Origin of the sequence: Alloalcanivorax marinus, assembly GCF_016906305.1 — a bacterium.
GTDB classification, from domain to species: Bacteria; Pseudomonadota; Gammaproteobacteria; order Pseudomonadales; family Alcanivoracaceae; genus Alloalcanivorax; species Alloalcanivorax marinus.
This window is the reverse complement of sequence record NZ_JADDOL010000013.1, coordinates 30130-42362: the sequence shown is the minus strand read 5'-3', so window position 1 is coordinate 42362 and position 12233 is coordinate 30130. Positions and strand designations below refer to the sequence as shown.

Genomic DNA, 12233 nt, shown 5'->3' with positions numbered 1-12233 from the left:
CCGGGAACACGATAAGGCTGAACGACGATAAGCCCGACAATACGATAAAACGGGAGCACCGCATGAAACGCTCGCTCAAACAGCTTGAGCGCGCCATCGAGCACGCCAGCAATTACCAGGAATGGTTGGAAGCCAGCCGCGAACACGATCGCCTTTCCGGGGCCGACGACTGGAAGGAGATCGACCGCTCCCCCCATTACGACTACGAATTGATCCGCAACCGGCTCTGGCAGATCCGCCAGGCCCGTGAGCGCGGCGACGTCAATAAACTGGTCTTTCACCTGCACGAAGGCCTGCACGGCAATCTCGGCAACATTTCCAACCCGGCCCTGTATGGCCACGCCCGGGTGGGCACCAAACGGCTGATCGAACGTTATCTGGACGAGGTGTGCACGGCGCTGGAGTATCTGTGTGACGGCGAGTTCGAGAACTTCGGTCTGAAACGCAAGCTGGATTTCTTCGAGACCACCGGCGCCGCCTTCGGCCAGAGCTGCCTGATGCTGTCCGGCGGCGCCGCCCTGGGGCTGTTTCATGTGGGCGTGGTCAAGACCCTGTGGGAGCAGGGCCTGCTGCCCTCGGTGATCTCCGGCTCCAGCGCCGGCAGCATTGTCGCCTCGGTGGTGGGCAGCCACAGCGACACCGAGCTGGCCGCCAAGCTGGAGCCGGAAAACCTCTACCTGGAAGCGTTCCGGGCCATCGGCTGGAAGGGGCTGCTGCGCGGCACCCCGGTACTGGACGGCGACCACCTGGAGGCCTGCCTGGAAGAGAACATCCAGGATCTGACCTTCGAGGAGGCGTACCGCAAGACCGGCCGCGAGATCAACATCACCGTCAGCCCCTACGACCGCAACCAGCAAAGCCGGCTGCTCAACTGGCGCACCTCGCCGAACGTACTGATCCGCAAGGCCGCCCTGGCCAGTTGCGCGATCCCCGGCATCTACCCGCCGGTGACCCTGTGGGCGAAGAACATCGAAGGCGAGCGGGTGCCGTACATTCCCGGCCGCAAGTTCGTGGACGGGTCGATCCAGGACGACCTGCCGATCCGCCGGCTGTCGCGTCTGTTCGGCGTCAACCACTCCATCGTCAGCCAGACCAACCCCCATGTGGTGCCGTTCCTGCCGCGCAGCGAACGCACCGATTCCAGCTTCAGCACGCTCAGTGACTGGGCCATCCGCAATGTGTCCATGAACCTGCACTACGGGCTGGAACTGGTGCGCCGGCGGGTGCAATCCAACGACCTGGGGCTGATCGTGGACAAGGCCCAGACCGTGGTCCGGCAGCGCTATATCGGCGACATCAACCTGATTCCGCCGCGCCAGCCGCTGAATGCCCTGCGGGTGCTCAGCAATCCCTCGGTGAAGGACGTGCGCGCCTTTATCCGCGCCGGCGAGCGCACCACCTGGCCGAAGATCTGGATGATCGGCAACACCACGCGCATCAGCCGCACCTTCCGGGCCTGCCGGGAACGGCTGGACCGTCTGGAGGCGCGCACCCTCAACCGGTTGCAGCAGCGTATCGCCGTGGTCTGAGGGCGGCGCGCTTAATGCTATTTGCTTAGCGCGTTTCCTTCTTTCGCCGCCCTTTAAAGCAGCCGCACAAGTCTCTATGTTTGATGGACCAGCGACGGGCCCGCCCTGGGCGGGCCCGCCTGATCCACCAGAACCAGGAGACCACACCATGGCACTGCAGCTCGGCGATATCGCCCCGGATTTCAAACAGGATTCCACCGACGGCCCCATTTCCTTCCACGACTGGGCCGGCGACAGCTGGGTGGTGCTGTTTTCGCACCCGAAGGATTTCACCCCGGTGTGCACCACAGAACTGGGTGAAGTGGCGCGCCTCAAGCCGGAATTCGACAAACGCAACGTGAAGGCCATCGGCCTGTCCGTGGATCCGCTGGAAGACCACAAGGCCTGGTGCGGCGACATCGAGGAAACCCAGGGCAGCGCCCTGAACTTCCCGCTGCTGGCCGACGCCGACCGCAGCGTCGCCAATCTGTACGGCATGATCCACCCCAACGCCAACGACACCCTCACGGTGCGCAGCGTGTTCGTGATCGACCCGAACAAAAAGATCCGTCTGACCATCACCTACCCGGCCAGCACCGGCCGTAACTTCGACGAGATCCTGCGGGTGATCGACAGCCTGCAGCTCACCGACGGCTACAAGGTGGCCACCCCGGTGAACTGGACCGACGGCGACGACGTGATCATCGTGCCCTCCCTCAACAACGAGGAAGCCGGCAAGCTGTTCCCGGAAGGCTGGGACGAGAAGAAACCCTACCTGCGCATGGTCAAGCAGCCCAAGCGCGGCTGATCCTTCCCCCGGCACGGCGCCGCCCGGCGCCGTGCCACCGCTCCGCCTCGCTTGTAGATGCGCCCGCCCCGCGCCAGACTGACCCGGTAATCCATTCAAGCATACCGACACGGAGGTCTGGTCATGGCTCTGAAAGCGCTTGCCATCAATTGCACACTGAAACCCTCGCCGGCACCGTCATCCTGCGAGCGACTCCTTCAGGAAACCCTCGACACCCTGAAAGGCCACGGCGTGGAAGGTGAACTTATCCGCGCCGCGGACTGGCGCATCCCGCCCGGCGTCAGCTCCGACGAAGGCGACGGGGACGAATGGCCGGAAATCCGGCGCCGGGTGCTGGAGGCCGACATCCTCATCCTCGGCACGCCGGTGTGGCTTGGCCATCCCTCCAGCCTCTGTCAGCGCGTGCTGGAACGGCTCAACGCCTTTCTCGACGAAACCGACGACCAGGGACGCATGGTCTCCTACGGTCGCGTGGCCGGCGTCGCGGCGGTGGGCAACGAAGACGGGGCGCACCATATCGTCGCCGAGCTCTTTCAGGGCCTGAACGATGTGGGCTTCACCGTGCCCGCCAATGCCTGCACCTACTGGGTCGGCGAAGCCATGCAGCCGGGCACCTGGAGCGCCCTCCCGAAGGCGTGGAAATCGCCACCGCCGGCCTGGCGCGCAGCTGCGTGCACCTGGTCAACCTGCTGAAACAGGCGCCCTACCCGGCGCAGAACTAGGCCGCCCGAGCCTTTATCCGGCGGTATTCTGCGTGGTCACGAACATGGATCGCAGATGGTCGCCGGACGTCGTCACCGGGTAGCGGGGCGCCTCGCCCTCACGGGTGCAATTGGGCAGGCACTCGATGCGCGCGTCGTAGTTCGGATTGTGGAAGAACACGATGGACTGCCGCCGCGCCGCCCCGCCCGCCCCGGCCGGCGGATTGACCACCCGATGCAGGGTGGACACCCAGCGGTCGTTGCTCCACCGTTCCATCAGATCGCCGATGTTGATGATGAAGGTGCCCGGCACGATGGGCACATCCACCCACTCCCCTTCCGCGTTGCAGACCTGCAGGCCGCCGGGCTTGTCCTCGGTGCACAGGATGGTCAGGCTGCCGTAATCGGAATGGGCCCCGGCACGAATCTGCCCGGGCTTGGGCGCTTGCGCCTGGGCCGGGTAGTTGCGCAGGCGCAGGCGGCTGATGTGTTTGTCGATCTTGTCGTCGAAGTAATCCTCGTCCAGATCCAGCGCCAGCGCGAAAATCCGCATGATGGTGGCCGCCAGGTCGCCCATGGCCCGGTAGTACTCGGTCCAAACCGGCCGTAGCGCCGCCGGCCGCTCGGGCCAGATATTGGGCGCGAAATGCTGGCCGGCGGCCGGCGCCGTGGCGTAGGCCTCGTCCGGCCGATCCACCGGGCCGATCATCAGGCTCTCGTTCAAATCGCCCTGGGTGGCGGTGGCGTCCCGGGAACGGGCCACCGACTCGTCCTCCAGGCCGGTGTAGCCCCGGGACACGTCGACCCCGGGCCGCGCCACCCGCCGCTTTTCCGCCTCCGGCAAATCAAAGAATTCCCGCGACACCGCCCGGGTCCGCTCAATCAGACGCGGGTCGACACCGTGGCCGTCGATGATCAGAAAACCGATGTCGGTGCAGGCCCGATCCACCTCCCGGGCCACCGCCCGCCGATCCTCCGCGTCACCGAACCGGAAACGGGCGATGTCGATCACCGGCACTTCAAGCAGCTTACTCATGGCGTCCTCCGATGTGCCGGGCACGGGGCGCCCGGCTTTCCATCAAGAAAGTGCAAGCAACGTGCCATTTTTTGTCGGCAAAAAACCGGCGGATCGGCGGCAATAAAGAGAGGACGCTGCGCCAAGGCAGCGCAAGGCGGGTCGCGGGAAAGGAACGGATGCACCGGAAACGGACAACAAGCAAGGAACCCGCCGGTGCTGGACAGAGCAGCAAATTCCCGGTGTAATACCGGCCCTTCGCGGGTGTAGTTCAATGGTAGAACGGCAGCTTCCCAAGCTGCATACGAGGGTTCGATTCCCTTCACCCGCTCCAAACCAAAAAGGGTCGCCTCGGCGGCCCTTTTTGGTTTGGCGTGGGTGGAGGCCATGGAGCGAACCCTCCGGTTCGACGCCTCGCCGTATACGGCGAGCGGACGTTGCCTAAGCAACGGTCCCGCGCTAGCGCGGGATGCCGAAGGCACCTTCCCTTCACCCGCTCCAAACCAAAAAGGGTCGCTTCGGCGGCCCTTTTTGGTTTGGCGTGGACCTTCTCGGTCGGTAGTCCACCGGTCGGCGCTCGACCTTGTGCGCGTTTTCCTAATCCCCGAAGCGACGATTTCCTACACGAAGACCTTCCTTCCAGCGATACCCGGCAAGCCCTCGCCGGGCCAGACTCGAAAAAGCGCGCGGTGGTCGCCGAATACCAGGCATCAGGCCTGGTCCCGCCCGGCTTACTCCTTCTGGACAATCTTTTTCTGGATAGTTTGTCGCTTTCAGGCTACTTTACATGTTCCACCTGACTCATTATCTGACGGTCGATGGCCATGATCCTTTCCAGCACTGGCTGGAGGCGTTGAAACGCAGGGATCGTCGGGCCGCCATGCGGGTGCTGACCCGGCTCAACCGGCTGGCGCTCGGCAACGCCGGCGACAGCAAAGCCGTGGGCGGCGAGGTCATGGAGCTGAGGGTGGACCATGGCCCCGGCTATCGGGTGTATTACGCCCGGGTAGGTGAAGCGCTGGTGCTGTTGCTGACCGGTGGTGATAAAAAACGGCAGCAGTCGGATATCGAACAGGCCAGGGCAAGGTTGACGGACTACCGGAAGAGGCACCGATGAAACGACACGACGATGCGGTGGTGGCCATGCTTCGCGATGACCCGGCCATGGCGCTGGATTATCTGCGCACCGCCTTCGATGAACTGGATAAGCCGGACGGCGAAGCGGCCTTTCTGGTGGCGCTGCGTCACGTGGTGGAAGCCCAGGGCGGCATGGCGGTGGTCGCGGGCCGGGCCCGACTGTCCCGCGAGAGTCTCTATCGGGCACTGTCACCGAAAGGAAACCCCACCCTGAAAACCATGACCGCCGTGGTCAAAGCCACCGGGCTGCGTTTTCAGGACCTGACCCGGGCCGGTTAAACGCCGGCCCGTCCTCTGTACGCTTTTTCCTAACCCGCAAAGCAGCGATTTCCTACAGCCTCTTCATCCTTCCGGCGATACCCGACGGCCCTGCGCCGGACAAGACTGTCTGTTCACGTTCTGAACAGGGAGACAAGGATGATATCCCGACCGATTCTCTTCTTCGTGGTCACCATGGTGGTGGTGTTCTTCGCGGTGGCGGCCACGGTGGGCCATGGCCGCAGCCAGCCGGCGCTGATGCTCGCCAATGTCTATCAGGACCACACCGACCCGTCCGAGTACTGGGTCAGCGAGAAGCTGGACGGCGTGCGCGCCTACTGGGACGGCCGGCGGCTGATCAGCCGCCAGGGCCATGTGATCGCCACGCCGCCGGGCTTCACGGACGGCTTTCCGGACGTCCCCATGGACGGTGAGCTGTGGCAGGGGCGCGGCACCTTCAGCCGGTTGATGGGCGCCCTGCAGCGCGCCCGGCCCCAACCCGACCAGTGGCAACACATCTACTACATGGTGTTCGATCTGCCCAATGCCGGTGGACCGTTCGACCAGCGGCTGGCGGCTCTCCGCGAACTGCTCGACGGGCGCGATGCGCCCCACCTGAAGCGGGTGCCCCAGCGGCGCGTGGCGAACCGGGAACAGTTAATGGACTATCTGGACCAGGTGGTGGCCATCGGCGGCGAGGGCCTGATGCTGCATCGGGGTTCGGCGCCTTACCGCGGCTACCGTTCCGATGATCTGCTCAAGCTCAAGCCTTACCAGGACGAGGACGGCCGGGTGGTGGCGCATCTGCCCGGCGAGGGGCGACTGGAGGGCCTGATGGGTGCCCTGTTGGTGGAAACCCCCACCGGGCGCCATTTTCGTCTGGGCACCGGCTTCAGCGACGCGCAACGCGCCCACCCGCCGCCCATCGGCAGCATCGTCACCTACCAGTTCCACGGCCACACCAAGAACGGCCTGCCCCGCTTCGCCAGTTATCTGCGCACCCGCAGCCGGGGGCCCGGCTATGTGCGCTAGGTGCGCACCGCCCGGTAGACCCGGAAGCGGCTGGTCTCGCTGACCACCTGAACGTGCTTGAAGGCTTCGTCCAGCCATTGCACGTAAGGCAGCTCCCGGTTGGCCACCATCCACAGGGTGCCGTTGTCGCCGAGATGCTCCGGGGCCTCGCGGATCAGCCGCCGGGTAATGCTCATGGTGCGGTCGCGACCGTCGTGGAACGGCGGGTTGGTGACGATGGTCTCGAAGCGGGCGCCGATGCTTTCGTACAGATCGCCGCCCACCACCTTGCCCTGCAGACGGTTGCGCTCCAGGGTGGCGGTGGCGGCGGCCACGGCGGTGGCGCTCACGTCGGTGGCGGTCACCTGGCAGCCACTGTGTGCCAGCCGCGCACTCAGGGCGCCGCCGCCGCAGCCCATGTCCAGCACCTTGCCGCGGGGCAGGCCCTCCGCCAGGGCGTCCAGCAGCAGCGCGCTGCCCTCGTCCAGCCGGCCATGGCTGAACACACCGGGATAACTGACCACCTCCAGATCGTCCAGGGTGATCAGCGACGCCACCTGCTCCAGGCTCAGCGCGTCCCCGGGCCGCAGACGGGCGCTGTACAGCTTGCAGTGACGGGCGCTGTCCAGCAGCGTGACGTCGTCGGCGAACCGGGACAGGCGGGTCACCCCGCCCCGGATGCCGCCCTTGGCCGGGCCCACCAGCCACAGCTCCAGGGGCTCGCTGATCTGGCCCGCCAGGGCGCGCAGCAACAGCTCGAGACGCTCGGCGGCCTTGGGCAGCGGCAGGATCACCAGATCCACGTCGTCCGGCAGGGTCGGCAGCGGCGCCCATTGGTGCGCGCCCACCGTGTAATCGTCGGCGTGCAGATAGAGCTGCCCGGCGGGCAGGTCGGCCAGCGCCGGGTCGTTGGCTTCCATCACCAGGACCCGGCGATGAGCCAGAGCGTCTTGCTGGCGCCAAAGCAGTTGCGTGCTGTTTTCCATAAAAGTCTCTAACGCGATCAAGCCGGGCAGTATAGAGGAACCCATCGACGATACCCATTTCCAGGCCGCGGCGGCGAAGTTTTACATAAACACGACGCGGAACCCCCCGCCCCCTGGCTAGAATGGGGCGGTTAGATGCAGTCGTGGAGGCAAAGGATGGTCCGTTCCGCAGTTCTGGCACTGGTGATGCTCGCCAGCGTCTGTTCGTTTCCGGCGCTGGCCGCCGATACCCCTTTTCAAGAGGCGCTGCACGCCGCCCGCAACGACGACTGGGAAGGCCTGAGCCGGGCCCAGGCGCGTCTGGGTGACGATCACCCGCTGCAGGCCTACCTGGACTTTCACCGGCTGCGCGCCGCCCTGCCCGATCTCAACCCGGACCGGGTCGCTGACTACGCGCGGCGCTACCCGGATTCCCCGCTGCCCAACGACATCCGCCAGCTGGCACTGGTGGCCTACGCCCGCGATAACCGCTGGGACGCGGCCCGCGCCGTTTACGACGAACCGCCCCGCTCCCTGGAACTGAACTGCCTGTACTGGCGGGCCCAGTGGCAGGCCGGCAACGAACAGGCCCTGAGCCGGGCCCGGGAGCTGTGGCTGTCCGGCAACTCCCGCCCTTCCGCCTGCGACGCCATCTTCAATGCCGCCCGCGACCGGGGCGTGATCGGTCAGGCGGAGATCTGGCAACGCATGGAGCTGGCGTTCTACGAACGCGGCCCCGGCCTGATGCGCTACCTGCGCCCGATGCTCGACGACCAGCCCTACGGCACCGCCGCCGACTGGCTGCTGGACCTGTACGGCGACCCGGAACAGCTCACCGGGATTCCGAAAAGTCTCCCCGACGACCAGCGGCAGGTGCTGCTGGCCGCCGGCTTCCGTCGTCTCGCCTACACCGACACCGTCAAAGCCCGGGAATGGTTCGAGGACGACCTGGGCGACCTGGGCTTCACCGACGCCGCGCTGATCGAGCGGTCCGGCCAACGCATCGCCTGGTACTCCACCATCCGCGGCATCGAGGACAACCGCGACTGGCTCGACGACTGGCTGCGCGACCACGGCGGCGACAGCCTGGTGGACCAGCGCGCCCGGCGCGCGGTGATCGAGCAGGAGTGGGACGAGCTGCCGGACTGGATCGCCCTGCTGCCCGAGGCGGAACGCAAGGACAGCCGCTGGCTTTACTGGGCCGGGCGCGCCGCCGAGGAGAACGGCGACCAGCAGCGCGCCCGCAGCCTGTGGCAGCAGGCCGCCGCGCAACGCAACTTCTATGGCTTTCTGGCCGCCGACCGCATCGGCGAGCCCTATCGCTTCAGCAACGCCGTGCCCACCGGCGATCAGACCCTGCCTGAGCTGCCCGCCCTGGCCCGCATCCAGCTGCTGCGCGAGCAGGACGAACCGGGCCTGGCCTGGAGCGAATGGAACTGGCTGATGTGGCACAGCAACGAAACCCGCCAGCGCCAGCTCGCCCAATACGCCCTGGACGCCGGCTGGTACGACCTGACCGTGCAGGCGTCCATCCGGGCCCGCGCCTGGGACGTGCTCGCCTGGCGCTTCCCGGCGGCCCACCAACAGCGCTTCCAGGAAGCTGGCCGCCGCCACCGGCTTGACCCCTGGCTGGCCATGGCCATCGCCCGCCGGGAAAGCGCCTTCTACCCCAACGCCCGCTCCCCGGTGGGCGCCCTGGGCCTGATGCAGCTGATGCCCGGCACCGCCGCCAAGGTGGCCCGCGAAGCCGGCCAGGGCGTGCCCGCCGAACGGCAGGTCCTCGACCCGGCCACCAACATCGAGCTGGGCACCCGCTACCTGGGCGACCTGCTCGACCGCTTCAACGGCAACCGCCTGCTCGCCCTGGCCGCCTACAACGCCGGCCCCGGCCGCATCGCCCAATGGCTGGCCGAGGAAGACGAGGCCGTGCCGGTGGACGTCTGGATCGAATCCATCCCGTTCCGCGAAACCCGCGACTACGTCCAGGCGGTGCTCACCTACCGGGTGCTCTTCGAGGGCCTCCACGGCAACCCGGAAAACCGCACCGCCATGCTGCTCCTCCCGGCGGAAAGCGGCACGCCCTACTCCCTGGCCATGATCGAGGACTAGAACGGAAAAGGCCCCGCCATGCGGGGCCTTTCGATGGGAGGTACGAGGGCCTTTACCCGTCAGTTGTCGCGACGGCGGCAAGCTGACCGCCAATTTGTGCCGCGCACTGCCGTGCCACGAAAGCCAGAGTACGGGTCAGGATGGCGTCCCGATTCTCCGCGAAATCTTCATAGCTCGCGGTCCACTCGGAATCTTTTTCCGGCCGCACGCTGCAACTGCCCGTCCCCAAAACGGTCTCCGTGTCCGCGTCGATAAACTGTGCTTTGGCGCGATAGGTGATCGAGTAGGTTCCCCAGGCCGACTTGTAATAAATCAACTGCCAAACGCGGGTCTGCACGTCCACCAGCACATCGGGCTCAAGCATCCCGGCATCTTGCGATATCGTCTCGGCGCCAAGCGCCTTCGCCAGCTGATCCGCCAACTCGCTGGATACGCGGACGGCGGGATCGTCAACGTCATTCTCCTCAACGATTCTCTTACCTGCCGAGGCCATCGCCATCCCTCCCAGAAAGCCGAACTGCGCCTTGGTGGGAGTGATGGCCGACAAAGCGGGCATCGGCCGTTCGGTGGTAGCCACCGCGCGAACGCCACTCTCCGACAAATCAGACAGATCCAAATTCACCGGCTTAACCGATGCGCAACCGGACACCCCCAATGCCACGGCAAACAAAAAAGCAATACGCATAACACTTCCCTTCCTTTCAGTTTAAAATTAAATCTCCATTTAAAAACACCCTGGCAGAGCAGAGCCCTACCCCCCGTCTTTATCGAGCTTTTTTCTCAGCGATCTTTCCGACAAAACGGCTATCCAATAAGGAACAAGAGACACCAAAATCAAAAAACCAAAAAGTTCTAAAGAGCTTGTCTTTTCTCCATCCCTATAGGAAACCAACCCCCCCTCCATAAACAGGGGGAAAAAATTGTATACGTGAATAGCAATAGCGATACTGACATAAATACAGGCACGGTCAGAGACGAAAACCCTGTATTTCCTTAGAAAGTAAAATATCAAAAGGCCCACGACAAAGAAAATCGCAAGAAGGATCTTAAAGGCCAGCACTTGATCAATCATTGCCCACCTTCTTTGTATAAAAATAGAAAGCACCTTTCACGGTCGCACCAACCTCCTGACCAGCTTTAATGGGAGCAAAAAAGGACTAACTGGAATTCCATCCAGAGCCTTCACATCCAATGCCACCAGCTTCACCGTGCCACCAAGAACCAACATCGCGGCAAGTGGAAATATTCTTTTCATTAAGAATCTCGGAATCCCCCAAAAAACCATAAAGCATAAAACTTATTTCTTATATCATCATAAATCAAAATTAAAATCATGCTAAAAGAAAAAGAAAGCCCAACACAACCCAAAACCTCATTCCAACGACCGAACGAAACATACATTCTAAAATTTTCGTTATAATAACCACCATCAATGATGGACAAAGAAATAAAAACAATGCAAACAAAAATAGCGTACGAAAATATTTTATCCATATCATTGCCCATCAATTGGTCGACCCTCAATAGCTTGGTTAAAAAAGAAACCAAACAAGCCAGCCCTGGAAGAAGGCGGCACACCAGGTACAAATAAACCTTCGGAAAAATCGACTACTCGCTGTTGATATAAGGGTTTGACTATCAGAGGGAAATATATAGGCGCAATCGCCCGAGACATCCCTGAACCATATAAGAAATCCGCCCCACCCAGAACAACTCGACCAGTAGCCGAAGAGACGGCATCTGAAGCAATCTGAATACGGATGAGTCCGCGAGCGCCAGCTACTCGGTGCTAGCCACCGCGCGAACGCCACTCTCCGACAAATCAGACAGGTCCAAATTCACCGGCTTAACCGATGCACAACCGAACATCCCAATGTCACGGCAAACAAAAAAGCAATACGCATAACCCTTCCCTTCCTTTCAGTTTAAAAATCCATTTATAAAAACACCCCCCCCCGGCAGAGCAGAGCCTTACTCCCTGTTTTCATCGAGTTTCTTCCTCAGCGATCTTTCCGCAAAAACGGCCATCCACATTAGGACTACAGAGATCACTATGGAAAACTTCATGACACTACCAGTGTCCAAATTACTTCCCGAGCGAGTTTTTATTCCGCCTTCCACTATAAGTGGAGCCAAATTCAGAACCCAAACGGCAACGGCAAAACTTAAATGTATTGCTGCCAAATCAGACTTTATACGGCCAGAATTCTTAAAAAATAGATAAACCGCAGCCTTCATTATGAAAAAGAGCACCGCAACAACAACCAGACCCTCGAACTGACCAATCAATTCCCCATCCTCTTTTGGTATATAAAGCAACTCTCCCGGATAGGAAATGCCTGACACCATGATACGTTCCTTTACTCACCGGACGAGCTCCCCTCTGTATTTCTGATTTGACGACCTCGCTGACCAAACTTTCCACACTTTTGCCCCAAAGTCCCTTGGTTGAGGGCGACAACTGTTTGCCTACCCTCTTTAAAAATGGGCCATTCGCGGTCGGGTTACGTTAACTTTTTGATTTTACTTTCAACCCCCCCCAATACAGCATTTAATTTGGCGTTTGAAGTTTGCTTTTCTACCGTCTCAAGGGGCCGCTAACGAGCCCGCGCTCCTCACCTGGGTTAGACTTTTCTTTCCAGCCAAAAAACAGGCTCATAACCATCTGTACTGGCTTGCCGGCCCGTCCTGAGAAGCTTAGATCAATCGGCTGGCTTGGCC

At 62.3% G+C, this 12233-nt stretch carries 12 protein-coding genes and 1 tRNA gene; 8 read left to right on the top strand and 5 right to left on the bottom strand.

The window, feature by feature from the left end; translation table 11 throughout:
- Positions 1-62: 62 nt before the first annotated feature.
- The 3 genes from IM760_RS12045 to IM760_RS12035 all read left to right on the top strand — a co-directional run bounded on the left by IM760_RS12045 (position 63) and on the right by IM760_RS12035 (position 3009).
- Positions 63-1529, top strand: a complete 1467-nt coding sequence (locus IM760_RS12045; protein ID WP_204429584.1) for a DUF3336 domain-containing protein — start codon at positions 63-65, stop codon at positions 1527-1529.
- Between the two features lie 148 nt (positions 1530-1677).
- Complete coding sequence (locus IM760_RS12040) at positions 1678-2316, top strand: peroxiredoxin (protein ID WP_204429582.1); 639 nt, start codon at positions 1678-1680, stop codon at positions 2314-2316.
- Between the two features lie 123 nt (positions 2317-2439).
- Complete coding sequence (locus IM760_RS12035) at positions 2440-3009, top strand: flavodoxin family protein (RefSeq protein WP_239549778.1); 570 nt, start codon at positions 2440-2442, stop codon at positions 3007-3009.
- 42 nt (positions 3010-3051) lie between these two features.
- Here the strand turns inward: IM760_RS12035 and IM760_RS12030 are convergent, their stop codons facing one another.
- Complete coding sequence (locus IM760_RS12030) at positions 3052-4053, bottom strand: isopenicillin N synthase family dioxygenase (protein ID WP_204429581.1); 1002 nt, start codon at positions 4051-4053, stop codon at positions 3052-3054.
- 239 nt (positions 4054-4292) lie between these two features.
- Between IM760_RS12030 and IM760_RS12025 the strand changes: the two genes are divergently transcribed.
- The 4 genes from IM760_RS12025 to IM760_RS12010 all read left to right on the top strand — a co-directional run bounded on the left by IM760_RS12025 (position 4293) and on the right by IM760_RS12010 (position 6459).
- Positions 4293-4366 (top strand) — tRNA-Gly (locus IM760_RS12025).
- A gap of 453 nt (positions 4367-4819) precedes the next feature.
- Positions 4820-5149 (top strand): type II toxin-antitoxin system RelE/ParE family toxin, encoded by a 330-nt coding sequence (locus tag IM760_RS12020; RefSeq protein WP_204429579.1) that lies wholly within the window; start codon positions 4820-4822, stop codon positions 5147-5149.
- Positions 5146-5448 (top strand): addiction module antidote protein, encoded by a 303-nt coding sequence (locus tag IM760_RS12015; protein ID WP_204429577.1) that lies wholly within the window; start codon positions 5146-5148, stop codon positions 5446-5448. Before IM760_RS12020 ends, IM760_RS12015 begins: the two co-directional genes overlap by 4 nt.
- A gap of 138 nt (positions 5449-5586) precedes the next feature.
- Entirely contained in the window at positions 5587-6459 is an 873-nt protein-coding gene (locus IM760_RS12010) for a DNA ligase (RefSeq protein ID WP_228233134.1), read from the top strand.
- On the opposite strand, the gene IM760_RS12005 is transcribed toward IM760_RS12010, so the two are convergent.
- Entirely contained in the window at positions 6456-7424 is a 969-nt protein-coding gene (locus IM760_RS12005; protein ID WP_204429576.1) for a methyltransferase, read from the bottom strand. The two genes, IM760_RS12010 and IM760_RS12005, sit on opposite strands and share 4 nt — an antisense overlap.
- Positions 7425-7580: 156 nt before the next feature.
- Between IM760_RS12005 and IM760_RS12000 the strand changes: the two genes are divergently transcribed.
- Complete coding sequence (locus IM760_RS12000) at positions 7581-9512, top strand: transglycosylase SLT domain-containing protein (RefSeq protein ID WP_204429575.1); 1932 nt, start codon at positions 7581-7583, stop codon at positions 9510-9512.
- A 52-nt stretch (positions 9513-9564) separates the two neighbouring features.
- Here IM760_RS12000 and IM760_RS11995 read toward each other — a convergent pair whose 3' ends face one another.
- The 3 genes from IM760_RS11995 to IM760_RS11985 all read right to left on the bottom strand — a co-directional run bounded on the left by IM760_RS11995 (position 9565) and on the right by IM760_RS11985 (position 11861).
- Entirely contained in the window at positions 9565-10197 is a 633-nt protein-coding gene (locus IM760_RS11995) for a hypothetical protein (protein WP_204429572.1), read from the bottom strand.
- Between the two features lie 66 nt (positions 10198-10263).
- Positions 10264-10584: a hypothetical protein gene (locus IM760_RS11990; RefSeq protein WP_204429571.1), complete on the bottom strand. Its 321-nt coding sequence runs from the start codon at positions 10582-10584 to the stop codon at positions 10264-10266.
- Positions 10585-11483: 899 nt separating this feature from the next.
- The gene (locus IM760_RS11985; RefSeq protein WP_204429570.1) at positions 11484-11861 is read right to left on the bottom strand and encodes a hypothetical protein; all 378 of its coding nucleotides are present in this window, start codon (positions 11859-11861) and stop codon (positions 11484-11486) included.
- Positions 11862-12233 lie beyond the last annotated feature (372 nt).

Excerpts from the sequence above, each read along its gene's own strand:
- IM760_RS12045 (WP_204429584.1), top strand. The coding sequence starts at position 63 with ATGAAACGCTCGCTCAAACAGCTTGAGCGCGCCATCGAGCACGCCAGC.
- IM760_RS12040 (WP_204429582.1), top strand. The coding sequence starts at position 1,678 with ATGGCACTGCAGCTCGGCGATATCGCCCCGGATTTCAAACAGGATTCC.
- IM760_RS12035 (WP_239549778.1), top strand. The coding sequence starts at position 2,440 with ATGGCTCTGAAAGCGCTTGCCATCAATTGCACACTGAAACCCTCGCCG.
- IM760_RS12030 (WP_204429581.1), bottom strand. The coding sequence starts at position 4,053 with ATGAGTAAGCTGCTTGAAGTGCCGGTGATCGACATCGCCCGTTTCCGG.
- IM760_RS12020 (WP_204429579.1), top strand. The coding sequence starts at position 4,820 with ATGTTCCACCTGACTCATTATCTGACGGTCGATGGCCATGATCCTTTC.
- IM760_RS12015 (WP_204429577.1), top strand. The coding sequence starts at position 5,146 with ATGAAACGACACGACGATGCGGTGGTGGCCATGCTTCGCGATGACCCG.
- IM760_RS12010 (WP_228233134.1), top strand. The coding sequence starts at position 5,587 with ATGATATCCCGACCGATTCTCTTCTTCGTGGTCACCATGGTGGTGGTG.
- IM760_RS12005 (WP_204429576.1), bottom strand. The coding sequence starts at position 7,424 with ATGGAAAACAGCACGCAACTGCTTTGGCGCCAGCAAGACGCTCTGGCT.
- IM760_RS12000 (WP_204429575.1), top strand. The coding sequence starts at position 7,581 with ATGGTCCGTTCCGCAGTTCTGGCACTGGTGATGCTCGCCAGCGTCTGT.
- IM760_RS11995 (WP_204429572.1), bottom strand. The coding sequence starts at position 10,197 with ATGCGTATTGCTTTTTTGTTTGCCGTGGCATTGGGGGTGTCCGGTTGC.
- IM760_RS11990 (WP_204429571.1), bottom strand. The coding sequence starts at position 10,584 with ATGATTGATCAAGTGCTGGCCTTTAAGATCCTTCTTGCGATTTTCTTT.
- IM760_RS11985 (WP_204429570.1), bottom strand. The coding sequence starts at position 11,861 with ATGGTGTCAGGCATTTCCTATCCGGGAGAGTTGCTTTATATACCAAAA.